This window comes from Njordella calcicola (assembly GCF_056494125.1).
Genome location: NZ_CM151396.1, coordinates 586745 through 613349, shown reverse-complemented (window position 1 = coordinate 613349; position 26605 = coordinate 586745). Strand labels below are relative to the sequence as shown.

At 52.7% G+C, this 26605-nt stretch carries 25 protein-coding genes; 19 read left to right on the top strand and 6 right to left on the bottom strand.

What is annotated here, in order from left to right:
• Positions 1–61: 61 nt before the first annotated feature.
• Positions 62–1354 carry a glucuronate isomerase gene (locus tag SH302x_RS02255; protein ID WP_479367011.1) on the top strand — a complete coding sequence of 431 codons (1293 nt, stop codon included), beginning with the start codon at positions 62–64 and terminating at the stop codon, positions 1352–1354.
• A gap of 416 nt (positions 1355–1770) precedes the next feature.
• Positions 1771–2718: a hypothetical protein gene (locus SH302x_RS02250; protein WP_479367010.1), complete on the top strand. Its 948-nt coding sequence runs from the start codon at positions 1771–1773 to the stop codon at positions 2716–2718.
• A 227-nt stretch (positions 2719–2945) separates the two neighbouring features.
• On the opposite strand, the gene SH302x_RS02245 is transcribed toward SH302x_RS02250, so the two are convergent.
• On the bottom strand, positions 2946–3422 hold the full coding sequence (locus tag SH302x_RS02245) for a YraN family protein (protein WP_479367008.1): 477 nt from the start codon (positions 3420–3422) through the stop codon (positions 2946–2948).
• 114 nt (positions 3423–3536) lie between these two features.
• Between SH302x_RS02245 and SH302x_RS02240 the strand changes: the two genes are divergently transcribed.
• The 8 genes from SH302x_RS02240 to aroC all read left to right on the top strand — a co-directional run bounded on the left by SH302x_RS02240 (position 3537) and on the right by aroC (position 10843).
• On the top strand, positions 3537–4847 hold the full coding sequence (locus SH302x_RS02240) for a beta-ketoacyl-[acyl-carrier-protein] synthase family protein (RefSeq protein WP_479367006.1): 1311 nt from the start codon (positions 3537–3539) through the stop codon (positions 4845–4847).
• A gap of 205 nt (positions 4848–5052) precedes the next feature.
• Positions 5053–5838, top strand: coding sequence for a hypothetical protein (locus SH302x_RS02235; RefSeq protein WP_479367005.1), 786 nt, complete (start codon positions 5053–5055; stop codon positions 5836–5838).
• Positions 5839–5972: 134 nt separating this feature from the next.
• A complete protein-coding gene (rpmF, locus tag SH302x_RS02230; protein WP_479367003.1) occupies positions 5973–6158 on the top strand; it encodes a 50S ribosomal protein L32 in 186 nt (61 codons plus the stop codon).
• Between the two features lie 47 nt (positions 6159–6205).
• The gene (gene fabD, locus SH302x_RS02225; protein WP_479367002.1) at positions 6206–7117 is read left to right on the top strand and encodes an ACP S-malonyltransferase; all 912 of its coding nucleotides are present in this window, start codon (positions 6206–6208) and stop codon (positions 7115–7117) included.
• A 126-nt stretch (positions 7118–7243) separates the two neighbouring features.
• Positions 7244–8011: a 3-oxoacyl-[acyl-carrier-protein] reductase gene (gene fabG / locus SH302x_RS02220; RefSeq protein ID WP_479367000.1), complete on the top strand. Its 768-nt coding sequence runs from the start codon at positions 7244–7246 to the stop codon at positions 8009–8011.
• 238 nt (positions 8012–8249) lie between these two features.
• Positions 8250–8489, top strand: coding sequence for an acyl carrier protein (gene acpP / locus SH302x_RS02215; protein ID WP_479366998.1), 240 nt, complete (start codon positions 8250–8252; stop codon positions 8487–8489).
• Between the two features lie 5 nt (positions 8490–8494).
• Positions 8495–9736, top strand: a complete 1242-nt coding sequence (fabF, locus tag SH302x_RS02210; RefSeq protein WP_479366997.1) for a beta-ketoacyl-ACP synthase II — start codon at positions 8495–8497, stop codon at positions 9734–9736.
• A gap of 3 nt (positions 9737–9739) precedes the next feature.
• Positions 9740–10843, top strand: coding sequence for a chorismate synthase (gene aroC / locus SH302x_RS02205; protein WP_479366996.1), 1104 nt, complete (start codon positions 9740–9742; stop codon positions 10841–10843).
• Between the two features lie 183 nt (positions 10844–11026).
• On the opposite strand, the gene SH302x_RS02200 is transcribed toward aroC, so the two are convergent.
• The gene (locus SH302x_RS02200; protein ID WP_479366994.1) at positions 11027–12658 is read right to left on the bottom strand and encodes a vWA domain-containing protein; all 1632 of its coding nucleotides are present in this window, start codon (positions 12656–12658) and stop codon (positions 11027–11029) included.
• A gap of 253 nt (positions 12659–12911) precedes the next feature.
• Here SH302x_RS02200 and SH302x_RS02195 point away from each other — a divergent pair, with 253 nt between their 5' ends.
• The gene (locus SH302x_RS02195; protein ID WP_479366992.1) at positions 12912–14255 is read left to right on the top strand and encodes a hypothetical protein; all 1344 of its coding nucleotides are present in this window, start codon (positions 12912–12914) and stop codon (positions 14253–14255) included.
• A gap of 96 nt (positions 14256–14351) precedes the next feature.
• Here the strand turns inward: SH302x_RS02195 and SH302x_RS02190 are convergent, their stop codons facing one another.
• Both SH302x_RS02190 and SH302x_RS02185 read right to left on the bottom strand, forming a co-directional pair.
• On the bottom strand, positions 14352–15287 hold the full coding sequence (locus SH302x_RS02190) for an Rpn family recombination-promoting nuclease/putative transposase (protein WP_479366991.1): 936 nt from the start codon (positions 15285–15287) through the stop codon (positions 14352–14354).
• 64 nt (positions 15288–15351) lie between these two features.
• Positions 15352–15816, bottom strand: a complete 465-nt coding sequence (locus tag SH302x_RS02185; RefSeq protein ID WP_479366990.1) for a hypothetical protein — start codon at positions 15814–15816, stop codon at positions 15352–15354.
• A 285-nt stretch (positions 15817–16101) separates the two neighbouring features.
• Here SH302x_RS02185 and SH302x_RS02180 point away from each other — a divergent pair, with 285 nt between their 5' ends.
• The 3 genes from SH302x_RS02180 to SH302x_RS02170 all read left to right on the top strand — a co-directional run bounded on the left by SH302x_RS02180 (position 16102) and on the right by SH302x_RS02170 (position 18870).
• Positions 16102–17265 carry a DUF1573 domain-containing protein gene (locus tag SH302x_RS02180; protein WP_479366989.1) on the top strand — a complete coding sequence of 388 codons (1164 nt, stop codon included), beginning with the start codon at positions 16102–16104 and terminating at the stop codon, positions 17263–17265.
• Between the two features lie 82 nt (positions 17266–17347).
• On the top strand, positions 17348–17779 hold the full coding sequence (locus tag SH302x_RS02175) for a hypothetical protein (RefSeq protein ID WP_479366987.1): 432 nt from the start codon (positions 17348–17350) through the stop codon (positions 17777–17779).
• A 173-nt stretch (positions 17780–17952) separates the two neighbouring features.
• Complete coding sequence (locus SH302x_RS02170; RefSeq protein WP_479366985.1) at positions 17953–18870, top strand: hypothetical protein; 918 nt, start codon at positions 17953–17955, stop codon at positions 18868–18870.
• Between the two features lie 32 nt (positions 18871–18902).
• Here the strand turns inward: SH302x_RS02170 and SH302x_RS02165 are convergent, their stop codons facing one another.
• Both SH302x_RS02165 and rnr read right to left on the bottom strand, forming a co-directional pair.
• Complete coding sequence (locus SH302x_RS02165) at positions 18903–19445, bottom strand: Uma2 family endonuclease (RefSeq protein WP_479366983.1); 543 nt, start codon at positions 19443–19445, stop codon at positions 18903–18905.
• A 32-nt stretch (positions 19446–19477) separates the two neighbouring features.
• The gene (rnr, locus tag SH302x_RS02160) at positions 19478–21973 is read right to left on the bottom strand and encodes a ribonuclease R (protein WP_479366981.1); all 2496 of its coding nucleotides are present in this window, start codon (positions 21971–21973) and stop codon (positions 19478–19480) included.
• A 201-nt stretch (positions 21974–22174) separates the two neighbouring features.
• On the opposite strand from rnr, the gene SH302x_RS02155 reads away from it, so the two are divergent.
• From SH302x_RS02155 to SH302x_RS02135, 5 genes are all read left to right on the top strand, one after another.
• Positions 22175–22579, top strand: coding sequence for a response regulator transcription factor (locus tag SH302x_RS02155; RefSeq protein ID WP_479366979.1), 405 nt, complete (start codon positions 22175–22177; stop codon positions 22577–22579).
• Positions 22580–22605: 26 nt separating this feature from the next.
• Positions 22606–23028 carry a DUF423 domain-containing protein gene (locus SH302x_RS02150; RefSeq protein ID WP_479366977.1) on the top strand — a complete coding sequence of 141 codons (423 nt, stop codon included), beginning with the start codon at positions 22606–22608 and terminating at the stop codon, positions 23026–23028.
• Between the two features lie 326 nt (positions 23029–23354).
• Positions 23355–24137 carry a tetratricopeptide repeat protein gene (locus SH302x_RS02145; protein ID WP_479366975.1) on the top strand — a complete coding sequence of 261 codons (783 nt, stop codon included), beginning with the start codon at positions 23355–23357 and terminating at the stop codon, positions 24135–24137.
• Between the two features lie 136 nt (positions 24138–24273).
• Positions 24274–25179, top strand: a complete 906-nt coding sequence (locus SH302x_RS02140; RefSeq protein ID WP_479366973.1) for a trypsin-like serine peptidase — start codon at positions 24274–24276, stop codon at positions 25177–25179.
• Between the two features lie 234 nt (positions 25180–25413).
• Entirely contained in the window at positions 25414–26535 is a 1122-nt protein-coding gene (locus tag SH302x_RS02135; protein WP_479366971.1) for a pyridoxal phosphate-dependent aminotransferase, read from the top strand.
• Positions 26536–26605 lie beyond the last annotated feature (70 nt).

Here is a 26605-nt window from a genome sequence, read left to right as displayed (position 1 = left end):
TAGCCACGCGAATACTGTCAGACTGCACGACTCGAACCTTTCCAACGCCATGAGTTCCAAAATGCCAAATAATACTGCTTTCAGGGACATTCACGCGGAGCTTTCCAAAATCCCGTTGATCGACCCGCATTCGCACGTCAATCCGCATTCCCCCAGCAGTTCCAACCTATTCGACCTGATCGGGTACCACTACTATACCGAACTAGCACATTCAGCAGGCCTCCAAAAAGAAAAGATCGAGGACCCCTCGGCCGACGCGAAAACCAAAGTTGGCCGCATGATCGAAACGCTGGGCAAGATCAGCAACACGGTCCAGTGGAGTTGGATGTTGTCGCTGGCCAAGGAGTTGTATGACTGGGAAGAACCGACCATCGACGCCTCGAACTGGGAACGCCTTTTCGATCGCAGCGTCACCTACGGCCAACGTACTGACTGGACCAAAAACGTACTGGGCAAAGCGGGGGTCGAGAAGGTCTTTTTGACCAACGACTTTGACGATCCGCTCACTGGTTTTGATACGCAGGTTTATGTCCCTTGCCTGCGAACAGACGACTTGGTTTTCCACATCCATCAACCTGCGGTGCGGGGGCGTTTGGAGAAAGCTTCGAAACTAGAAATCAATTCGCTGGAACGCTATGACCAAGCTCTGACGCACCTATTCCAGCATTTCACAGAAAACAATGCGAAAGCATGCGCAATCTCACTACCACCCGATTTCGCGCCGATGAAGATCGATAAGATGTCAGCCCACTCTGCTTTCCAACATCTGATGTTGGAGGGCGATTCGGCTGACGCCACCAACAAGCATCTGCTCAGCTACTGGACGTTCTGGCGACTGGCCGAATTGTGCAAGGAATTCAAGCTGCCATTTGACTTGATGATCGGTGTGATTCGCAAAGTCTATCCCAACGGCGTCTATCAAGGCCAAGACTTATACGACTCGCGAGTTTCGCTGATTCAATATGCCAATCTCTTCCGCTCGTTCCCAAGCGTGATGTTTCCGGTATCGGTATTGGCATCAGTGACCAACCAAGAGCTAGTCGATTACTCTTGGATCTTCCCCAACGTGCTGACCAACGGCCACTGGTGGTACAGCAATACGCCTAGCTTTATCGAACGGGATCTGAAGGCAAGACTAGAAGCGATCCCACGTACCAAACAAGTCGGCTATTACAGCGATGCCTATAAAGTGGAATTCATTCAGCCGAAGTTTGCGATGTACCGACGCATCCTGGCCAAAGTTCTCGCCGACGATTTTGTTATCGACCGCGGTTGGAGCGAGCAGCAAGCGATCGAATTAGGCCGTGACGTACTGCGAGGTAACGTCGAAAAAATATTCTTTGCAGACTGCTAGTAATCCCGTTTCCTTTGCCAAATTGAACTCGCCTAGACTTTGCAACGGCTTTTTGCCGCTCCTAGCTAAAGCAACGCTTGGATTCAGATATCAGCCTACACTGCCCCCGATTAGGACAACTTCAGATTGACGGCGGGGTTATTTGATCCGCGTTTCATGGTTCAGGCAAAGTCGGCTTCGTGCCCCCCAGCGACTGACTAAGACCAACTTCTCCAAAAAAGCTCAAAGACTCTTTGAATTCGCTAAAGACCCTTGTCACAACCAATCGGCAACCGCCATGTAGGTTGTAACAGTTCGTGCGGCAGAGTCTTGAGGGTACACAAATGAGCAATCCGTTTGGGAAGCACTCGGAAGTCCATCGAATTCCTGGTGTTTTAGGGAGTAGCAAAGAGTCCGGCTTTGTGAACTCGCCTGCAATGAAAGCCAAGGAACAGATCAGAAGTACGGAAGCCAGAAAACCAGAAATTCTTGATGGCGAAATCGAGGATGAGAGCTTCCTACTTTGCTTGGCTTTGTGCTACCTAGGCATTCCAACCAGCTCTTGGAGAAGTCTCACTTTATACTTTCTGTCCGCAGCAGAAGAAGGATTTAAAGCCAGACTTGGAGACATGGAAGGCAAGCGAAAGTTTGGTGAATTTAAAGCGGCTTACCATACAATGTCGAACTTTAACCGATTTAAGCTCGTCATTGTTTTTCTCGGTGACGGCAAGATTGGCCCAATGAGTTTGGAATCGATTGCGAAGTGCAGGGCCATCAGAGAGCTTGCATTGAGCCTTCTTTGGAAACACGTTGGAATAAAGCGAGGATCGCTCCTAGTAGCAAGTCAGATCATTCGCAAAGTCACCGTATATCTTGAGTTTGCGATGTTGGCCAACTGTGCTGCTTATTGCACGGGGGCAGGCTGTGCGAACACTATCATTGCCTTCTCGACAGGCTCTCTATCGGCCGTCGCCGAGTATAGCTCGGCAGCGATCAATGCAATTAGCGACCTAGTCGACGCGGTAGTGGTCAGGCCAATCCTAATTACAAAAAAAACCGTTGATCCCAAAAACTGGAACACAGAAGAATTTACATACGGTGCCTTTCACCTTCAACTGATAGGCAATTCCCTTTGGCAACAACTAAACCCAAATGATCCCGATAAGCTCCTGTCCAACATCATCAAACCGCTGTCTAGTTTCCACTTGCCTGGAGGTACGATCAATGAGTTGGCGGCCTTGATGACAAAAACAGTGCGAGAGAAAAGTGGTCTTAATGTATTTTTCTCCCCTACTTTTTTGCTTGGCTTGACACCGCTTGAGTTTACGAAAACCTTGAAGGAATGGCGACTACTCTCCTTCCGAAATGAACCAACCAACGTCTGATTGACGCTTGCTTGTTTCCTACTTATCTCCAGCATCGGACCCACCTATTCCTTGACACAGACTTCGGCCCGCCTGGATTAGTCCGTTCTAAATTAAAGCAACAGTCTATGCATGCTACTAGCAATAGTGGAGTTGAAGTAGTTGCGGTCGGCTAGGTAGGAAATTATATGACGAAATATTGCCCCACCAAAAAATGTCTATCGGATGTCCTTGAATCTAATTCCCGCCTAACGATGCATCTGGAATTTCCCGACCGCTTCAAATGCGTTTTCAAAATGGCGTAAAGCAGGCGTGCCACCGGGGCCATTCACGATGACTTCAATCACGTCAAATCGAGCCGAATGCTCCAACAACTTTTTGCTACGCAAATAGCACAACGCCGCGTTGGTCACGTGCTGCTGTTTAGCCTGGTCAACTGCATCAGACGGCCCAGCTCCCGACTCCATATGAAGCCGCGTTTTCACCTCCACGAAAACAATCACGCGACGCTTTTTCAACGTTTGAACGGCAATCCGATCTATTTCGCCTGCGGTATTGCGAACGTTTCGGCCGATGATTCGATAGCCTGATTTGCGCAATAATTCCTCTGCCAGTCGTTCGCCATACTGGCCCACATTCTCGCGGACATCCGTAGGTTCTGCGGGGTGAGTCCTGCGTAACCATCCCCGAAAGCTGGCAAAAAATTTACCTGGGCTGAAGTCCATTTACCATCCTTCGCAAGCAGCAATGTAAAGCTACAATCACGGTCGATATTCTAACAGACAGTTGCTCAACCGCGCATGCGCGAACAGGGAGCTTTGTTTTCGCCTGCAGGACTTATGGACTCGAATTCGGAAAAAATCGTTATCACGGGCATGGGAGTCATCTCGCCGCTAGGTTGCAGCCTGCCGGCGCTTTGGGAATCGTTGCTCGCCAAAAAGTCTGGTATCCGCGAGTTCCGCTCGATTCCAGGCCAAGCCGTTGGCGTCAGCCATGGCGCAGAATGCTGGGATTTCACTGGCGACATCGAGCAGTTCGGCCCTCTGGAAAAAGGCCTGCAGCGTTCCATCAAGAAAAGCCAAAAGCTGATGTGCCGCGAAATCGAGATGGGGGTCGCCGCCTGCCAATTGGCGCTCCACGACGCCTCCCTTTCGACCGCCAACCTAAATCCGGACCGCAGCGGCATCACCTATGGCTGCGATTACATTTTGACCCGGCCGGAAGAGTTTACCGATGGTGTAAAAGCGTGCTGTGATTCAGAGCATCGCTTCAACATGAGCCTTTGGCCTGGCACGGGGCGATTGCAGGTGAACCCGCTGTGGCTGTTGAAATTTCTGCCCAATATGCCAGCCAGTCACGTCGCGATTTTTAACGACCTGCGTGGACCAAGCAACTCGATTACCGTACGTGAAGCGAGCACCAGCCTCACCTTTGGCGAAGCGTCTTCCGCAATTCGACGTGGGGCCGCCGATGTGATGATCGTTGGTGCGACCGGCTCTCGCATTGAACCGCTGCGGCTGGTTCACGTCGCAGGCCAAGAGCCCTTGGCCAAAGATCGTGATAATCCAGCGGAAATGTCGCGGCCATTTGCCATCGATCGCGACGGGATCGTGCTGGGCGAAGGTGCCGGCGCGTTCGTGTTAGAGTCGCTCTCGCACGCCCAGAAACGTGGCGCTCGGATCTATGGCGAGGTCCTTGCCACCAGTTCGTCCACGGTCGGACGTCGAACTGGCAGAGACCATGTCCGCAGCGCCACAGCCAATGTCCTGCAGAACGTGCTGCAGCGAGCCAAATTATCGCCTGATGCCAAATTGCATATCCACGCCGCCGGACGCGGCGACCAAGCCAGCGACCTGAGCGAATCCCTGGCGATCGCCGAAAACACCGCCAAAGCTCAACCCGCAGTCGTCGCAGCCAAAAGCTACTTCGGGAATTTGGGGGCAGGTTCTGCGGCGGTCGAGATTATCGCCAGTTGCTTGGCGCTCCGCGACGGAAAACTATTCGCCACCCTGAATTCCGAAAAACACGACACCGAGTGTCCGATCAGGATAGCGAAAGAAGCGGAGCCTGCTGGCGATGCCTTTATCCATCTCGCATGTTCGCCTCAGGGCCAATCAGCCGCCGTTGCTATACGCAAGTGGGAAGCCTAGCGTACGTTAATAATTGTTGACTTTTCCCTGCAGCAAGTAAGCTAGAGCTGGCGATAATCTATTTTTATTGCCTGCGTTTCCTAGATCGTAAAAACTAACGCGGGCAAACGGGTTGATTTCACCGCCGGTCTTCTGCTACCAAGCACCTCTCGCCGGAACGTTTCGTCGAATTCGATATCTTTTTAAGTAGTCTTGGGTGCCGAAGGTGTACTTTCTCACGAATGAATTTGCTGGAGATCGCTGGCTGGAAAGCCGTTTGACGCTGTATGCCAACTTGCAGGGCGAACAAGTGTTCCGCGTTTTGCAAGATACGCACACGCTGCCGCTGGCGCCCCTGCCCCACACCGCTGGCCCGGCGATCAAAGCGGTGCATCTAGTCCGCAACCCCCTGGCGATGCTGGCCAATTGCGCGCAACTGAGCGAAACATCGACGGACTCAAAGGAAGTCGGCAGCGGCCAATCAGCCAAACTGCCTCGCAAGGCCCAACCGCTGGAAACTCGCTGGCGCAAACAAGGATCAGCGGGAATCCGTCATACGTTCCACGCTTTGGTTAGCAAAATGGCAACCCAAGCGGAGCTTGCTAGCCATCCGACCGAAATCCTTGCGATTCGGAATGTTCGTGTCGAAGATTTTGCAGCTTTCCCGGCGGTAACCTTGCGAGGCATCTGCGAATTTTTCGGTACGCCCTGCACCGTCGATTTAGTTCGCACATTCCTTGACGCGGACCGCCCCCCCCGGCGAACCCATCGCTATTTGCCCTACGTGGGCAAACCTGAGAACACGCGTCCGATGCCCGCGTTGGCGAACTCTGGCCTTTCCACAGCACCGGTTTGTACCCCAGAAAAGCTTGACCTTTTTAGCTGGGTGGATCATGTTCCAGCGGCAATCGCGACCGAAGTGGTTTCCGACCACGAAGCGTTCTTCGCCGCTTACTACCCGGAAATCTTGCGAGTTTGCCAAGGCGGAGAGTTGCGCCGCCGCGTGGGTTAGTTTTCCCCGATTGTCGCTTGACAAAACACAGTCCTGTTTTTACCCTGTTGGACCTTCATTTAACTGATTCGAAATTTCCTGGAAGCGCAGCCCCTGTTTGAGTTGGGCTGAGTTCTTGAAACGGTTGTTTAGCCATGGCAGTTCCAAAGCGTCGACATTCCAATTCCCGCAGTAACAAGCGACGTTCGCATCACCACAAGAAGCCACGTCAATTGTGCATTTGCCCACGCTGCTCGCACTCGGTGCCAACCCATGTTGTGTGCCCAAAATGCGGCTTTTACGGCGGACGAGTGGTCGTCCAGATGGACGAGCAAGCGTAATTCCCGCTGTCCATCCATTCTCTTTTGTCGCAGCCTGATTCTACAACGTGACAGCAAAAGCTCTATTATTTCCCGGCCAGGGAGCCCAGTCGCTCGATATGGGTGTTGCTCTGGCTGGCCGCAGCCCAGCGGCGATGGACCTATTTACACGCGCCTCAGAAGTCCTAGGCTATGACCTCCTGGACCTGTGCAAGAATGGTCCACTGGAAAGACTCAACGCAACCGACTGCTGCCAACCCGCACTCTATGTCCATTCGATAGCGGTCCTTGAAACACTGCGAGCCGAGCGGCCTGATCTGCTGGAAGGCGTGCAAGCGGTCGCTGGTCTCAGCCTTGGCGAATACAGCGCACTGACCGCCGCCGGAGCTCTATCTTTCGAGGACGGCGTGCACTTGGTCCAGGCTCGTGGGCAAGCCATGCAAGCTGCGGCCAACCTGCAACCCAGTGGGATGGCCAGCGTTCTCGGCCTAGAAACCGAAAAAGTCCAAGCGATCTGCGATCAAGCAAGGCAACCAGGCGAAGTGCTGCAAGTCGCCAATCTGCTTTGCCCCGGAAACATTGCAATTTCTGGCCACCTCAACTCTCTGGCGGCAGCGGAAAGCGTTGCGACCGAAGCTGGGGCAATGAAATTTATCCGACTGTCCGTCGCTGGCGCGTTCCACACCAGCCTGATGGAACCCGCAGTGGCACCGCTGGCCGCTGCGATTTCGCAAGCAAACTTATCCGACGCGAGCCTGCCGGTTTATTGCAATGTCGACGCCCAATCCCACTGCAGTGCGCAAGATTTCACAGGGCTTTTGGCCAAACAAGTGATTTCACCCGTCTTGTGGGAACAGACGCTGCGCAATCTCCTGTCCGCTGGAATCAGCCAGTTTTATGAGCTAGGCACCGGTCGTGTTTTGGCCGGCACGCTCAAACGAATCGAACGCAAGATTGCGTGCGAGTCGATCAGCGAGTAAGCTCCAGGGCGAGATACGGACCGAAATTGGATTACGGCTTGCAAAAGGGGTATCACTTCTTTTCCGGACCGCTATATTCTCTGGCTCGCAGAAATTGCCTCTCCTTTGTATTCCAGTTAACCTCGCATGAGTATTGAACCTATTGGGCTGACCGCCGACCTGTCGGGACAGATCGCTATTGTTACCGGCGCCTCGCAGGGGCTGGGTAAGGCTGTCGCTATTCGCTTGGGCGGCAACGGAGCGACTGTTGTTTGTGTGGCAAGAAACACTGACAAGCTTGCGGAAACGGTAGCCACTATTCAGGCCAGTGGCGGAAATGCCGAGGCAGTGCAATGCGACGTGACCAATCGAGCGGACGTCGAAAAGCTTTTCGCCGATGTCGAAGAAAAGCATGGCAAACTCGATATTTTAGTAAATAATGCGGGGATCACTCGCGATACATTACTGCCGGTAATGACCGACGAGCAGTGGGACGACATTATTGCCGCGAACTTGACAAGTTGCTTTTTATGCAGCCGTGCGGCCTCGCGTTTGATGATGCGAAAACGCTATGGTCGAATCATCAACATGTCCAGCGTTTCCGGAGTGATTGGGAACGCCGGGCAAACGAATTATTCTGCGACCAAGGCAGGTATGATTGGCATGACGCGATCGCTGTCCAAGGAACTGGCCAAAAGAAAAGTAACGGTAAACGCCGTCGCTCCTGGGTTTATCGAAAGCGATATGACCAAGGCGCTCGGAGATGATATTCTGAAGGAAGTCAAATCAAAGATTCCGGCCAATCGGCTCGGCAATCCAGACGATGTGGCTGCATGTGTGTTGTTTCTGGCAAGTCCTGCAGCCAGCTATGTTACAGGACAGGTATTGGTGGTGGATGGCGGCATGACGGGCTAGGCCGATTCAAGGCTTGACCAGTTTTGCTAGAATCCTCTATGTTTGATCGTGTAAGTGCAAATTGATTCACTGTTGGCGAAAGCTGGCAGTTTGTTTAATGACAAGGCGTTAGCTTGACGAGTTTAACCTCGCGTAAAGTAAGCTGCCTCCTTATCGTTAAACGAAAACCCCGTGGTTTTTGCTCTTAAGTGTTGTTTTTTGTTAGTTATTTTGATTCGTTGGAAAGGGTTATCCCTCTATGGCAACTGTTGAAGAACGAGTTGTCGATATCGTTGCCGAACAGCTCGGAGTCGACAAAGAGAAAATCAGCCGTGACACTCACTTCGTCAATGACTTAGGAGCAGACTCGCTGGACACTGTGGAACTGGTAATGGAACTCGAAGAAGAGTTTGATATCAGCATCCCAGAAGATGCCGCTGAAAAGATTCAGCGCGTGGGCGAAGCTGTTGACTATATCGAAAAGAATCAGGGTAACTAGCCAGCATGAGTCGTCGGGTTGTCGTAACCGGTTTAGGTTGTGTTACGCCACTTGCAAACGACGTTGACGGGCTATGGCAAGCGATCTTGGCCGGGCGCAGTGGCATCCGGCCCTTGGTCCTTCTCGATCCTACACCTCACAAGGTCAAATTCGGTGGCGAATGCGTCGAATTTGATCCTGCTGCGGCTGTGGATCGCAAAGAGATCAATCGTCTGGATCGCTTCGTTCAATTTGCCATGTTCGGCGCCTTGCAAGCCGTGCGGGATAGCGGTCTTGATTTCGCGAAAGAAGACTCGTATCGATGCGGAGCGATCCTCGGCAGCGGTATTGGGGGCCTGCACGAAATCGAAGAGCAGAACCAGCGTCTTTTGACCAAAGGTCCTGATCGCGTTAGCCCATTCACGATCCCCAAGATGATGCTCAACGCCGCCGGCGGTCATATCAGTATCGCTTACGGTTTACGTGGCCCCAACTTCGCCGTTGCTACCGCGTGCGCCTCCAGCAATAATGCCATGGGCGACGCACTCAAAGCCATCCGCTACAACGAAGCCGATGTGATGCTGACCGGCGGTACCGAATCAGCCATTACGTCGATGGGCCTAGCTGGCTTTGCCAATATGAAGGCTCTGTCCACTCGCAATGACGAGCCACAAAAGGCTTCCCGCCCCTTTGACACCCAGCGCGATGGCTTTGTGCTAAGCGAGGGTGCGGGCGTCTTGGTCTTCGAAGAACTAGAGCACGCCAAAGCTCGCGGTGCCAAGATCTATGCAGAAGTGCTTGGCTACGGCGGTTCCTGCGACGCCGGTCACATCACAGCTCCCGATGCCGAAGGACGCGGAGCCGGTCGCGCTATGTCCAACGCACTAGCCGATGCAAAACTCAGTGCCAGCCAGATCAGCTATATCAATGCCCACGGTACCAGCACTCCACTGGGCGACAAAGCGGAGACCGTCGCTGTGAAGTCCGTCTTTAAAGAGGACGCTTACAAGGTTGCGATCTCCAGCACCAAAGGCCACTTGGGTCATGCTCTAGGAGCCAGCGGTTCGATCGAGATGATCCTCTCGATTCTGGCCTGCTACAACAACATCGCGCCACCCACCATCAATCTCGATTTCCCCGATCCAGATTGCGATTTAGATTATATTCCGCACCATCCACGCGAAATGCACATTCAATACGCGATGAACAATAGCTTCGGATTCGGCGGGCACAACGCGACGCTTATCTGCGGCAAATTCAGCGAGTAGCGTATGTCCTTCAATACTTTCGGGCACTTGTTCCGCGTCACCACCTGGGGCGAAAGCCACGGCGCGGCACTTGGCTGCGTCATCGATGGCTGCCCCCCCCGTATTGAATTCTCCATCGCGGAAATCCAAACGCAATTGGATCGCCGAAAGCCAGGCCAGTCCAAATTTACGACTCAGCGTAAGGAAGCCGATGAGGTCCAAGTGCTCTCCGGGGTCATGCCCAGCGAAAGCGATCCGAGCAAACTGGTCACCACGGGCACGCCGATTTCCATGCTAATTTGGAACACCGATCAACGCTCCAAAGATTACTCTGAGATTAAAGATCGCTATCGCCCAGGTCACGCCGATCTTACTTACGACGTGAAGTATGGAATCCGAGACTATCGTGGAGGCGGACGCTCCAGCGCTCGAGAAACCGCCGCCCGCGTCGCCGCTGGCGCACTGGCTCGGTTGGTTGTCCCCGGCTTGAGCGTTCGTGCCGCCATGGTCCAAATGGGAACACATGCGATTGATCGTTCGCGATGGGACTGGGATCAAGTCAACCAAAATGATTTCTTCTGCCCCGACGCAGCAACCGCAGAATTGTGGGCTGACGAACTAGCCAAGATCCGCAAATCGGGCTCCTCGGTGGGAGCGATCATCGAAGTCGTCGCCGAAGGGGTGCCGCCCGGATTGGGCGCTCCTATCTATGCGAAACTGGATCAAGACATCGCCGGACATTTGATGAGTATCAATGCCGTCAAAGGAGTTGAAATCGGCGATGGTATGGCGGCAGCCCAGTTGCAAGGCGAAGATAACGCCGATGAGATTCGGATCGGTGCCGACGGCAAACCCATGTTTCTGAGCAATCACGCCGGTGGCATCCTGGGCGGCATTTCGACCGGCCAACCCGTCGTCGCTAGGTTTGCAGTCAAGCCGACTTCGTCGATTCTCACTCCACGTCAATCGATCACCGCTGGCGGTCTAGAAGTCGACGTGATGACCAAGGGTCGACATGATCCCTGCGTGGGCATCCGAGCTGTTCCGATCGGAGAAGCCATGGTCGCTTGTGCAATCGCCGATCATTACTTGATGCATCGCGGCCAAACTGGATTCAGCCTTACGTAGCTCAGCGGCTCCGCCGTACCTCAGCGGCTCCGCCCGCTGAGAATCCACTCGTACCTCAGCGGCTCCGCCCGCTGAGAACTTACATCTCCCGTAGCTCAGCGGCTCTGCCCGCTGAGTACCCAAACCGCTATCGCACTGGCTTACTCGTAGCTCAGCGGCTCCGCCCGCTGAGTACCCAAAGCGCTATCGCACTGGCTTATTTGGCTTAGGAACATAACGATACGTACCGCCATTTTCTGCCGCAAGCTTTTTCATCATCGCATCAAACTTCGGTTCATCTTTCGCATCCGACTTGCTCGGCGGAAAGCGCAAGGTATTGATTGGCACCTTCGGTCGCTCACCGGAAATCAAGTCAAAGACGCGATTCACTCTCTTCACGCGTTCGGGCAAGTCAATCATTGTGGCACCATCAAACAGCAAGAAGATCGCATCAGGGTCTTTCTCAATCGCCAACTCGATGGCGTCCCCAGGATGGCGACCTTTCTGAATCTTCACGCCCAGGACCCAACGGCCCAACTTCTGAATATTCTCAGGCGTCGCGTACACTGGATAGTCGCTGGGTTTGCCACCATCGATGACCATGACCTGCAGTTCCTCGCCAAAGAAAGCGACAAAGAAACGTTGCGTCGGTTTGAGCGCTTGGACCGCTCGCATCAGTTCGGTCTTGGCCATATCAAACACACCGTCAGCGGCGATACTACCGCTGTTGTCCACTAGAAACGCGAAGGTGTTCCCCGCCGCGCCGACTCCCAAGAACTGTACGGCTCCCATCATATCACCACTGCCTCCAACAGCTCCGGTCGCTTGTGATACGGCCGACCCGACAGGATTGCTCATGGGAGCAGAGATCGGTCCGATGGCCGATTCCGCCATCGCTAGATTTGTCGTGGCGGGTGAATCGAACGCTGATGAAACCATCGGCGTTGGCATTTGGGTCGAAACTTCGGTCACATCCAGTTGCTCGATCTGCTCAAGTTCAATTGGTGCTTCCAGCGTTTGCACCTCCTCGTAATTCGACGAAGTGATTCGAATTGGCTCGGGCGGCTGGGAAATGCTATAAACAGCCAAACCCAAACCGATCGTTAGAATGATGTGTACCGCCAGACTGACGCCGACACTGCCGGTCAGCCAACGTATCGCACGTTTGCCTTTACTCTCGTCCTCCTCGGTCGACATCGCTTGCGCTACATCGAAGGCGACTTTAGGAGCAGGCTTGGAAGGCTTCTTGTCATCCAACAGCAGCTTCGTGCTCTTGACTTGCCCTTCCTGTTTCGGGCGGGCCGTCGATGTTAGCGGCGCGGTCAGAATACAAGCTCGGGCAGGGTCATCAGGTGGCACAAAACGTGGACCGTTGGCTTGGCTTGTTCCGCTGTCGGCCGAAAGTTCTGATGCGGGAGTGATGCCTGCGTCGCTGGTCACTACCTCTTGGGCCGCCACGGACCGTCGAGCTCTTGATGCCAATAGCAGATCGGTCCAATCGCTAGCTTCCGCTGGCGCTGACAATACTACTTCGTCGGTAGGCTCGTGGATGCCCGCGTGCTTAGCACTGATAAGCTCTTCAGCGCGTGTCATCACCGGAGCGGGACTGACAACCGGCGTGGGATTTTTTACATCGGCGAGATCGGCATGTGCCTGCAGCCACTCCTTCAGTTGCTCGGTCTTGCCCGATTCCGCTTCGGCCAGGATGGATTGCAGTTCTAATTTGGCCGCGCCAATTTTCGCTGCCTGCTCCTTCATTTCCAAAAGCTGGAGCGTCGATTTGCCTAATCGCACCAACTCTTCCACTGCGTCTTGATTGCCGACGTCGGATGCCATAGATCGGTTTACCTTGCAAAGCTTCGCGGAAAGCGGTTTGTTCTGAAAGGTGCATTGTCGGCCTTGCGGCAAGCCGAGTCAAGTTTTGCCTTCGAAACTTCATTGAATTCTCACCTCCAAAACGATCCGGCGGCCCCGGAATTTGCGGCTTTTCGCTATTGCGACGCGTTTATGCAGTGGATCCCCTCTTCCCTTGACGCAAAGAATTTCCCTACACTCCGGACGATTCTTCAGTTTTATACGGGACATTACCATGCATTGCCACTTCAGCATCCGATTCACCGTCGTCATCTGCTTTTGGGCGATGGCTATGGGAGACGCGTTTTCTCAAACCTCAGATTCGATGCAGGTACCCTCGCTATCGGCCATGCCACTGCCAAGCAACTCCGGCAGCGCTGGCGACGCGAATTCTCTGCCATCACCAAACGTAGGTAACACCAGTGGTTCGCCAGCGAATCTGCCGAGCAATGGGTCGTCGGCCGCAAGCTCTGCCACTTCGACAGGCTTCGGTAGCAATGCCGCTGGTCTGGGATCTATCTCTCGCGCAACGACGCGAGCACTCGATGCATCGGCTGGCCAGTACTGGGCAACGTATGACATCCGCCCCTATACCCAACACCTCAAGAATCATCCCAAACCCCAGCAAGCGATTGTCGACTGGATCTTGCGCGAAACTGGCACCGACATCTGGTTCCATGAACCGATGGGCATCCTGTCGGTCAATCGCGATTCATTAGCGGTGTATCACAACGATGGCATCCACCAAGCCGTCAAGAAAGTCTACGAACGCTTTGTCAATGGCAGCATCGAGCCGCAGAACTTTACCGCACGCGTTGTTCTGATTGGCTCGCCGAACTGGCGCACCACGACGCTATCGTGGATGCGAGCAGTCGATCCTAAGTCACCGGGACTGCAAGGCTGGCTGCTGGGCAAAGAACAAACCGCGATGCTGATGGCCACGCTACGCGCTCGCAACGATTTCGCGGAAGTGGCCGGAGCTCGATTGCAAGCGGTCAATGGACAGCCGCAATACATCGAGAATCTTCGCACAGTCTCCTACGCTCGTTCCTATGATCAGATCCAGCAACCCAACGGCGTGCCAACGTATGTCCCCGTCAACGCCTCAATTCGCGAAGGCTACCAAATCAAGCTAGCTCCCATGCTCTCACCCGATGAGCGGACCATCGATATGGTTGTGCAGTGCTCGCTGGACCAAGTGGAAAAGATGAATCCAGTCGCTGTGAACATGCCCGGTGCCAACGGAGCCATGCAGGCGCTTCAGATCACAGTTCCACAACTGATGTCCTGGCGTTTGGAAGAGCGGTTCCAATGGCCCGCCGACCAAACGTTGGTACTTTCATGCGGAGTCGTCGCACCGCCAGCCGATAGCACTCGATCGACTATCCTAAATGCGCAAGGTAACCCTGGCCTGTTTGGCTTAGGCAAACTCGTACCCAGCGCGCCACCAAGTCGCGCCGACGCACTGCTGATCATCGAATACAACGGCCCGGTCGAAAAGCCTGCCGCAGATGCTGCCTCGCCCATCAACCATCCCAACGCTGCCGCCACCAATCCCATCTCTCGAGGGCGCTATTAACAGCCTCAACAAGAGTGAGAACGGCAGGAGCCCAGACACCTCGCAGAGCAGCAACGCTGTGACAGCAACGATTCATGCCTCGCAAAAACAGGTAGACTACGAACGAGATCTCAGTTGGCTCTGCAAGTCAGCGATCATTTGGTCGATGGCAACTTGATCAAGCATAGAAAAATCGGCATCTGTTATTTCAGGTATCAGCAGAATGGCTTGCAGAGCACGTATCTTTCCGCGAGCTTCGCCAATCTGAATCCCTCGCAATTCACCACGTTGCTCACCACGCTGCTCACCACGCTGCTCACCACGCTGCTCGGCCTCGCGTAAGGCGGCTTTCATAAAATACTCGTAATCGCGGTTGGCTTTTTGGCGGGCGTCGTACATTGCTTTGTCCTCTGTTTTCTCTGAAATTTCCATGAGCGTCTCAATCGCTTTCAAAAACGCAAGCTCAGGAAACAGCTCTTTCAACCGCTGCGACTCATAGTCCTGCGCATAAAGCAGCAGATACAACCAACGATCCGCAGCACTAGCGTTTGCCAGTTCCAACTCTTTCACATTATACATCCCAAGTTCCAGCGTGTGAAACTCCAATGTGTCCTCTAAAACTCTTCCTGATGGCTGATCCATCAACCTGAAACGATGGTGAACCTGCATCGAATCGCGCCAAAGCTTCCGTTCAACAATCGAAATACAATATACCGAATTGAGCACATCATAGTCATCGCCTTGACGTAATTGATCAGCGTACAACTCACATCCGTAATACACGATGCGCTGAACAAAACTGCCGTGAATAGCAAGCTGCATCTCGACATTTAAGATGCGCCCACGAGCATCAATCGCTTTAATGTCAAGGATAGTACGCTTGTCGTTTTCAAAATCCTTGATGTTGAAGGGATTTTGGAGGGTTAAATCAGCGACCTGATGCTCCAGTTGCAAGATTGCATTGAGAAATGCGATTAAGACCAGCTTGTTCTCTGGCGAAGCGAAAACCTTTGCGAATGCAAAGTCCACGATTGGACTAATTCCGAGTTTCATAAGTCGAGATGACGGGCTAGCAGAACATAGGATTCGGTGATTCGACTAAAGTATAACGCGACGGTTACGTTTTGGCGTGAACTGACGATTGCGACCCTGCGATAGCGCCGAAGAACAATCGCTCAAGCGTACCGCGATCTATCCCAAGATTGATCGCCAATTTGGCTTGTGAAACGCCATCAACTATGCGAGACACCATCCATTGCTCGCAGGCGACCGTGAATCGACTTGAGCGGCGAACCAAACTCTGATGAACCATTTGCACACCATGCGTGGAACACAAAATACGTGGAATGCGGATTCGCATCCACACTTGCTGGTCAGCATAATCGACATGCCGGATCAAACGCGGCGGCAGCAAATCATATCGTGGCGAAAGCTCACGGCACTTGCTGCACTGCAGCGTACTGTTTCTAGCTAATTCCGTTGCGACAAGCCAACGTTTACTCTGCTGCTCGTTGGATACAATCGTCCAGGGCGAGCAGATCAGCGACAATTCATCCAAGAATGGTTGTGGAAGAGAGAGCATAAATCACCTACGTGGAAGAGGACCGCAGTGAAACGCAATTCGTACGTATGAGCATATCGGCGGCGGAACTGACCCACAACATTCGCGCAGCACAAAAAAAAAATCAGAGATTGCGCTCTAAGCCTCTTCCTGGCAAGCTTTTACGAACTACTACCTTCCTCCCATTTTACAAATTCCAAAACTGGATTTTCGGCAACTTTGCTAAAATCCGCCCGCGGAATTCGGAACCAACCCGCCCTCGTCACAGTTCTGTTGAAAGTGCAGTCACATCGTAGGAATGCAAATATGACTAACATCCCGGAGGTATCGGATGCTCAGAAAACTAGCAGTCGCGAAAAGCTCACGACGATACTGACGGTTCTCGCCCTCTCTTGGTCATGGCACGCGCAGCCCGCGAGTGCTCAAGAACCGGTGCCGTTCGACGAGATACCACCTACTTGGACGCCGGTAAGCGACCAACCTCGCTCCACGACCGAAGTCACTTTTACCGACGATGATGACCCGTACAATCCGAAGATGATCCAGGTAGGTGAGCAGAAAACCGGTGAAAAGACCAAGTACACACTCATCTTGAACAATGAGACTTCCAAGCCGTTTCGCATCAAGGGCATCAAACCGCAATGCGGTTGCACGGAACTAGTATCCGTTCCACCACCGATTGCCGTTGGCCAAAGTGCTCCGCTGGTGGTGCTAACCGAACCAACCAAACCTTATCAGCCCGGCATGCAATATCGCATCGACCTGGAGGTTGAGGGTCGCGAGCGTCCGGTGATGTTGATCGTCTCCAGTCTCATATCCGATGCTTTAGGATTCAGTGGTGGTCGGGAAGCCGTTTTTCGCGTCCCGCCTACCTGGGCGGCCAACATGGAGGGCGAGAAAGTCATCTTCGACCTGGAGTTGTTCGCAGGTCGTAACGTTCAGCTTGAAAAGCTGGGCGTCGTCGCCACACCCGAATTAAGTTTTGTAAAATGGTCGATGGAGCTGCGAGGACCGTTCAAGGCGTTTATCAAAGGCGTTTGCGATTCTAGCGACGTTCCACCCGATCTCACGGAAGGGATCATTAGCATCGTCGACAAATCGACGATTGATGCCAGCCAAGCAGCCCGCGATCCCAAACTGACGATTCCCGTGAAGGTTATCAACCCATTGCCGATTTCCATTCTGCCTTCATCCATCAGTTTCAGCAAAGACGAGCATTCCGATTTCTGGATCGGCAAAGGACTAGTAAGACTCGACCCGATTTTGGTCCCAACTCCCGAGGACGCACCGCGCATTGGGCTGGCCAATCCGCCCGGGGGTAAGGTTCAAAGCAAGAAGCTGACCCAGCAGCTTTATGATGTAAAGATTCAGTTGCTTTTGGATCCGGAGACAAAGAAGTTGCCTAAAGAGGCTGAGATTAGCGTGGTCGCATCTGGCTCCGAGTACAAGTTGAAAATGAAGGTGGAATGAGACGTTGATTGGCTGGCTGGTCCGCAAATTCGACTGTTGTTTCAAAACTAGGTTCTGAAGTAGAAATCAATAGGGTAGAAAAATGAAACGAAGTATCTCAAAACTGATGATGGTAGTCGGCATCGCTCTCGCAAATACAGCGATACAGAATAGTGTAATGGCGGATTGTATTGTGAATGGATCTCAACCATGCTCACACAATTACAACCCATATTCTGGAACTGTTTGTTCGACATTACGGCATTCTGTTTACGTTCCATGCAGTAGCCATACTCAAGCCATTTTAAATCCAGTGCATCATTCCAAGGCCTACAATGGAGGACAAGGCGTGCATGGTAAATCGCAAATATCTGACGGCCCTTTGACGATGTGTTATCACGTTTCGACTTGCGAGATTAATTTCAACGAGGTCGATGACTATGGCAGTTATCAGCTTTATCACTGCAAAGCGACAATAGGCTTTCACGAGATGTACGGAACTCAGGCATCTGGAGCAAACTGCACCAGTTATTAGCGGCAACGTTGAAAGATGACCAATCTTTCGAATGCACATTCCCTTCGCTACTCCGAGTAACTTGGCTGCGCACAGATGCGTTTCCTGTGCGCAGCCAAAATCCTATTCATTTAGAGCGTCTTATCCCTAAAAGGGTTCGGGTTATGTTCCAAAGGTGTTGTATTGGATTAGCGGTGTCCATCGGTTTCGTAATCAACTGGGATGCTCGCATGATAATTTTGGCGGACGATAATGCGACAAATCTACTGCAAGCGCACATCGCAAGACTTGAAGCAACCGAGAACTATGATGTGATACGCCATCAATCGGGAAAGAAGCTGATCAAATCCGAGGGGCGCAATGTACAATCCTTTGAGGAAGAGCATTTCCGGATAGTCAAGTGCGTAACTGAGCAGTGGGCAGTGAAGGCGACTATCAAGGTTTTTGCGAGCAGCGAAGAAATTGATCTTAAAAAGCTGAAGCCTACAAATAACCCTGGCTTCAAGACTGCCGTAGAGTATTTTCGCAATGGTGCCGCGGTACAGTACAATTTAGGCGGGCCCCCGTTTCATCCTGATGCAAAAACCTTTTGGCAATTTGAACCAGCCAGAGAATTAATCGAGTTGACTTCGGTGAACGTGTCCACCCGGCTAAATGACCTCGACCGACATGCGCATTTTGGAGAAATGATTCGCCGGCTTGGCGGAAAGAAGATCGTGCGCCAGATAGGCAACGAAATACATTACGGAGGTATGGCCACGAACGAAAGCAACTTTGTCGGTGTTGATGTTGTTGATAAGGTCATAGGTGTACCATTGCGTTTCAGCATGGTCCGGAATCCTTCGTACACGGGCAAAGGAAGCGAATTTGATCGGGGTTCGGTATTCGAATATAAACACACGCTAATAAAAGGCCTCAATCTGCCTTCTCAAAAGACAGTTAAAGGACATTATGAAGAAGCGATCGATGGCAAGAAGGTGCGTACTGAGCACAGTGCGACGATAGACTTAAAGTGGCTTAAGGTCAACGAAGAATTAGAGTTTCCCGACGTCGACCAAATCTCCGCGAGCTATGCAAATCTCTACGAGTTCATCTTCCAAGAAAAACCGTAAGAACGGCCGGCAATTCAGAATATCGTTGCATATCATCGCATCAGCTTGGACAGATCCAATTCCAACTGACAGCCGTCATGCAACGGAACTACCAACGATCGCTGGCCAAGTCGAGAATGATATCGGTGATCCTCTTGCAACTCAAACATGACAGCGGATTCAACGCTCTCTGGATCGACCAACAAGTAATTTCTCACTCCTTCACTTTGATAAAGGTCAAACTTGGCTGTTCGGTCTTTCTCGGCGGTGCTGGCGGATAGAACTTCAACGACAAGCGCTGGTGGCGTTTCAATAACTCGATCCGGGAATTGATCACAGATGACGGCCAAGTCGGGCCGAACAATCATATCACGCTGAATAACCCAGTCCGTTTCACTGACCGCAACACAATCTCGGCATGCCACTGCCTGTAACTGGAGATTGATCTGTGTTAATAGTTGACCCACAACCCATTGGTGTCGTCCGAACGGTGATGGCGTAATCGCGACGGCGACGCCGTCCCAAAGCTCCCAGTCGCCTTCCCAAAGCTGGTAGTCTTGCAACGTATAGTGCGGAAGGTACTTGGGTATGGACATGATCTTTCCACGGTTAAGACGCAGTCGATTGCTTAGTCGCGGCGACGTTTTGGTTTGCCCGTCGGCGCGTGACGCTTGCCCGACTGATGACGACTCTTTCGTTTCGGTGCAGTTTCCGCCGATCCTTCTAGCTTGCGTTCCACTTTCGCCACCGTCGCTCGTTTGCCACTGCGTTTCTTCGGCTTGAGCTTCATGCCTGGCTTTTGATAACTCGAGCGACCTTCATACGTAAAGAACAACTCACGCTTGGCCAAATCGATTTCATGCACTCGCACCGAAACCGCATCACCTAAACGGAAGCGATTGGTTTTACGATGCCCCTCGAAACTGTGCGACTGACGATCATATCGATAGCGATCGGTAGGCAATGATCGCTGCAAAATCACGCCTTCCACGGGCACTTCATGCAACTGCACCACAATGCGATCCTGCTTGACGGTCGTAATAGTTCCCGACAACACTTCACCAATGCGTTTGCTCATGTAGTGCAACAGCTTGATTCGCACCAACGTCCGCTCGGCAGACTCCGCATTGACTTCGCGGTCGCTGCAATGCTGGCCTTGCCTGGTCAATACCGCGACCGAAGCGTTCGGCGATTTCCCGTCAATGATGGCCTGCAGGATGCGATGCACAATCAAGTCGGGATAGCGACGGATCGGGCTGGTAAAATGACAGTAGTTGGTCATGTCCAGTGCGTAATGGCGTTCTTCATGCGGCTGATAGACCGCTTTCGACATGCTTTTCAAAATCGCATAATTGACCGCTTGCTCCAGCGGCGTATTGCGAACACTGTCGACCACACGTTGAATCTCAAAACGATTCTGCATGTTGCCACACTCAATGCCGATCGCTTGAATGAATTCAGTCAAACGTTTCAGCTTAATGCCTTGTGGCGGTGGATGCGCCCGACGCAAAAACGGAATGTTCAGCTCGGTTAAATACGAAGCCACCGCTTGATTGGCCGCCAGCATGAACTCTTCAATAATCTTATGGCTATCTGTGTACTCCTGCAGATGAGCTCCCTTGACCTTGCCGTTCTTATCAAGTTCGATTTTGACTTCTGGCAGATTCAGCTCAATGGCCCCTTTGTCCATCCGTCGCTTGCGCAAGACCATCGCCAGCACATACATATCGCCCAGTAGCTTGCGAATCGTATCGGACATCTCGTTCTTGGTTGGATCCTCCAAGAACTCATCGACGGCTTCATAGGTCAACCGCTGCTGGTTCTTGATCACCGAAGCAAAGAACTCCGTGTGCAAGACCATGCCAGACTCATCAAACTCGATCAACGCGGTCTTTGCATAGCGACGCTTGTTGGGTTGTAGACTAGCGATCGAGTTGCTGATGATCTCTGGCAACATCGGAATGACGCGGTCGGGCAAATAGATGCTGGTTGCTCGGTCGGCTGCTTCATCATCCAGCTTGCTGCCGGGCTGCACGAAATGCGAGACATCTGCAATATGCACCATCAGTTCCCAGTTGCCCGCGTCGTTGCGTGACAAAGAGATCGCATCGTCAAAATCGCGTGCGTCCACCGGATCGATCGTAAGGGTTGGAATCGCGGTTACATCGCGCCTGCCTTGCAGATCGTTTTCGTCAAAGCGATCGCTGACGCTGCGGGCTTCATTGAGAACTTCTTCGCTGAATTCTTCGGGCAAGTTGAATTGGTGGACCACCGCGATCAGATCAACGGCCGGGTTCTTACTGGTTCCTAGGACTTCTAAAATCACGCCTTCGCCTGGCATGAAGTACCCGGTGGTGGTCGTTTCGGGATACTTTACTAGCTCCATGACGACTTTGTTATTCGGCTCGATAGGCAGCCCCCGAATATCGCCGACGTTGATCGGGTAATCGATCGCGACGCCATCCAGCCACACGACAGGTTCTTCGTTGACCATTTGAAAGGTGCCCACGAATTTCCGGCGGCCCCGCTGGATAATCTCGACCACGGCCCCTTCGCGGCCCTGCCCTCCTCGGCTGTTGATCAACTGGACATCGACCAAATCGCCTTCCATCGCGGATTTGACAAAGCGAGCTGGAACAAAGATGTCGTCCATGCTTTCCAATAAGCCTGGATCCAGCGGCCGAACAAATCCGAAACCACCCTGGGCGGCTCGGAAAGTTCCCCGAATAAGGTTGTCCTGACGCTGCCGACCTTTGCGTGCTGATCGCGGAGCGGGCACGGCGTCATCACCGCTGGAGTCCATCGGTTCGCTCGCCACGTCCGTATCGGGAAATTCCCCATCGGTCGCCAGCGTTTTTGGGGGCTGGGATGACTTGCGGCGCCGATTGGAAGGGTCCGTCGGAGGACTGGCAGGCGGCGTGGGCTGGTGAATTGAATGAATAAGGTGGTTTGCACCAAATTTGAGAAAACCGCGTTGGACTAATCGCTTGAGCGTCATCCTCAATTCGCGATAGTCGTCGTCTCCGATTTCAAGCTGCTTGGCAATCGATCTCGGTTTACACGGCCGAAAGGTCGGGGAATTGACTAAATTGAGCACCAATTCCGATAAAGGCTTCTGTTCCATACCTATTAGGATATCTTGCAGCAAAACCCCGGGAAAGCTTTGCTGGTTAAGATTTCCAAAAGAAGTTCTATTCTCGCAGTCGCCTGGAACCCGTAGAAGCAAGTTGACGGGTAGTTTAAACTAAGTCGATCGCTGATTTAGCTTTCGCAGCTTGTTCAGAGTAAACTCAAGCTGTGCCTGCCTCGTTTTTAAGGATGAACTGTGTCGTCTGCCCCACCTAAAGATTCAACTACACCTACCCGGATTCTGATCATCGACGACGATGATGAAATCCGCGAAACGGTCCGATACGCCCTGACTTCCCAAGGATACGAAGTTTTCGTTGCCGTCGACGGCAACGAAGGGCTAGCGATGGCCGAAGTGGTAAACCCCGACCTGGTACTGCTGGACATGATGATGCCCAAACGCAGCGGTTTCTTGGTCTTGGAACAAATTGGCCAGAGTATCGAAAAGCCCGTCCGCGTCATTATGATGACCGCCAACGAAGGCGAACGCCATAAAGCTTACGCACAGACTTTGGGCGTGAGCGATTACTTGCACAAACCCTTCGCGATGGAAGCGATGCTCGAAAGCGTCAAACGCATCCTCGCGCAAAGCACAACTTAAGTAGCGGAATGGAAACTTCACACGACATGACAAACGTTGGACGATTCCCGCGTCTTCTGCTGGTCATTGTTGCTCTGCTGGGAGCAACTGGGGTTGGTATCGGCGCCTACGCCGCCCACGGCTTGCAAGCAGCACTCGTCCAGCAGAATATTGCGGCCGAGGACATTGTCAAACGCGTCGACCAAGCGGAAACGGGCGTGCGGTATCACATGTTTCATACATTGGCGTTGTTGGTGATGGTGCTGACCAACTATGTTGAACGCTCTCGCCTGGTTGCCATCAGCAGCTTCTTGATGGTGCTGGGGATTTTGTTGTTTTCTGGAATCTTGTATTTGATTGCCATCGCTGGTTCGACGTTACACTGGTTGGTTCCCATCGGCGGACTGTCGTTCATGGCCGGCTGGGTCTTACTGGGCTTGTCTGCGTTCTTCTTACGTCCGCAGGTTTAAGAACGACCTGCAACTGGCATGCACCTTGCGGTTCAATTCGTTGGTCTCCCTCCATTCGTTGGTCTCCTACAGGAATTACACTAGCGCGTCCCCGGTCTTTCGATCTTCCAACGAATAAAAAGAGACCGCGAATCCAGCAGTTCCATTTGTTGGTCTCCCTCCATTCGTTGGACTCTTTTACAAGCGCTGCGCCAGGACATTTTTGGCAACGAGTTTTGCTACCAATAAAACTTACGCGTTTTTTCGAAATTCGCCTAAAGTCTGTCGCCAGTGACCTTGAGCCGACGGCCGAAATGTTGCTACACACCTTGAGTTAAGAATATTTTTTGGCTCTAGATCAAGGCGATCTTTCGGTGAAGCACGTTGCCAACCCCATCACAATTTGTGTCTACGCCCTCGTGGTGTTCAGCTTGGTTTTGCAATCAGGCTGCCGGTGGGGCAGCGTCGGCCAAAATGGACTTGGGCTGCAACTGTATCAACAAGGCCGTTACCCAGAAGCGCTACAGCAATTCGAATTAGCGCGGCAATCGGATCCGACCAATCCTGACAGCTACTACAATTTGGCGGCGACGTATTCGCGTCTAGGCCAAGCTCAAAAGGATGCCAAGATGCTCGAGCAAGCCGAAGTGCTCTACAACCAGTGCCTGGAGCTGGCCCCCAATCATACCGATTGCTATCGCGGTCTAGCCGTCCTGCTGGTAGAGACCAACCGCAGCGACAAAGCGTTTACGCTGATGCAGAACTGGACCAAGAACAATCCGACGCTGGTCGACGCGCGAGTGGAACTCAGTCGGCTTCAATCCGAATTCGGCCAAACCAAACTGGCCCAACAGACGCTGGATGAAGCTTTGGCTTTGGATCCCAATCACGCCAGGGCCTGGGCCGCTCGGGGCAAGCTGCGCGAGGATGCTGGCGATACGATGCAAGCGGTACAGAACTACCAACAATCGCTTGCTTTAAATGCCATGCAACCCGAACTTTACCAACGCGTCGCTGCATTGAACGTCAAACTGGCGCAAAACACACTCTCAACGGCTAATTCAGGCATTATCGCCAGCGGCCAAGGGACCCCCACGACGACGGGTACCACGCAAAACCCACGCTACTAAAATTCTGGTCGATTGCTTCGAAAAAGTGCTTTCGATAATGGCGATTCTCCGCTTGTTGGAATATCATCAGGGATTGATCGTCTGTTGATTGTCACGTTCCTCTCTCGACCGGCAAACCATGTACCTCCGACTTCCCTTGTCGCTTTTACTTCTGTTTGCGTCGCTCAACGTTATCAGCTCCGGGACTGCCTCCGCCGATATCGTCATTCACGGCTACTCCGATGCGACCAATGACCGATTCACCAATTCCAATCAGTTCATCGCCAGCCAATTTAATCTAAGCGGAATCGGTCAATCTGCTGGCGGCAGTTGGGCGACGCTGATCAGCCCAGAACTGATTGTGTCCGCCAATCATGCTCGGCCCACGGGTAACATCTCTTTTTTTGCTGACAACAATCCAAGCACGACACCGATTGTTCGCCAAGTCGTAAGCTCGACGAGGATTGGAACATCGGATCTTTGGATTGGCCGCTTGAACTCAGCGGTCGATGCAAGCATCACGCATTTCAATATCGCGACCGCTCCGCTGTCTGGCCCGCCGGCCCCCAGCGCCACCCAAATTTCAGTAGTGTCTGCTGGTTCCCTGCAAAACGTGAATGCATACTTGGTCGGCCAATCGCCCGCAGCTCAGCCGGCCAATCGCAACCAAGCGTTCGGTCGAAACCGCATTACGGGGTATGCCGAAGATGTCCAGTTCTTGGGTGGTCTGACCGATGCCCTGATCACATGGGTGGATGCTCCCGGATCAACCAATTTCGTGGCTTATGAAGCGAGCTTGCGCGGTGGCGACTCAGGAGCTCCGATGTTCGCCGAAATCAACAATCAACTAGTGCTGCTGGGCATCAACAGTTTTGTTTTGCAAAACGACGACAAGACGGTCATACTGGGAGCTGGTGCAACCTATCTCGGGAACTATACGCAAGAAATTGCAGCCTTTGCCGCAAACGTTACCGCAGTGCCCGAACCTTATTCGGGCGGCTGTGCCGCTATCGCAGCGGTAGCGGTCTATCTGCGCAAACGCAAATCGCTCGCGCGAACATAAAGGTTTCAATGGAGGCCTAGCTTACAACCTCTTGCATTATCTCGGCAAACTCTTTCTACTTTCGAGCCACCGTTTTTAACTAACACACAATACTGTTCCATGAATTTCTAATCGTTAGCCTGCGAGGTGCGAGCTTCCATTTCGCGTACGCCTACGGCTGACGGTTAAACGAACTGGATTATTTCGCAAGCTTGATGGAACAGTTCGAATCGATACAACTCCTTGCATTCAAAGATGACTTCTGATCACCAACACTGGATCGCCGACCGCTGCCGCACTTTTTCCTCCAGCGGAATTCGCAAAGTATTCGATCTAGCCGCCTCGCTTAAAAATCCAATCAATCTTTCCATTGGACAGCCAGACTTCGATGTTCCTGACCCGATCAAGCAAGCGTGTATTGAAGCGATCCAAGCTGGCAAGAACGCGTATTCGCCGACTCAAGGGATCGCTCCGCTGCGAGAAAAGCTGAAGGCGCAGATCCAGTCACAGTACCAGCACGCAGACCGCGACGTGTTCATTTCTTCGGGCACCAGTGGCGGACTGGTGGTTGCGATGATGGCTTTGGTCAACCCGGGCGACGAAGTAATCATCTTTGATCCTTACTTTGTCATGTATCCACCGTTGGTTCAGATGATGGGTGGAGTGCCCGTCTTGATTGACACATATCCCGACTTCCAAATTGATATCGATAAAGTTGCAGCGGCGATCACACCTAAGACCAAACTTGTACTGTTCAATACCCCGGCCAATCCTACAGGCGTGACGGCCACACCTGAGAACACTCGCGCGCTGGCTGAACTTTGTGGCCAGCGCGGTATCGCGTTGATCTCCGATGAGATCTACAGTGGCTTTAGCTTTGATGCGCCGCTAACGTCCCCTGCTCTATTCAATCCGGACACCATTGTCATCGATGGTTTTTCAAAATCGCATGCGATGACCGGTTGGCGATTGGGCTGGGTGCATGGACCATCGGCAGTGATGCAAGAGATGCTGAAAATCCAGCAGTTCTCGTTTGTATGTGCACCGCAACCGGTACAATGGGCCGGCTTGGCCGCCATGGACTTTGATATGACACAGCACTATGCCGATTATCGTCAGAAGCGGGATCGGATCGTGGCCGGATTGGAAGGCTACTATGAATTCACGCGTCCCGATGGCGCGTTCTACTTATTCGCCAAAGCTCCTTGGGGAACTGCGACAGAGTTCGTTACCGAAGCGATTAAGAACGAGCTTTTGATTATTCCAGGCAACATTTTTTCGCGCCAAGACACGCACTTCCGAATCTCGTTTGCAGCCAAAGATGAAACGCTGGACCGCGGCATTGAAGTGCTACGACGCCTAGCCAGGAAACACTAGGCCTATTTCTGCCCCCCCCTAATTTCAGCGGGATAGCTAACGGCAATTTGCACTCTAGAATCAACGCTGC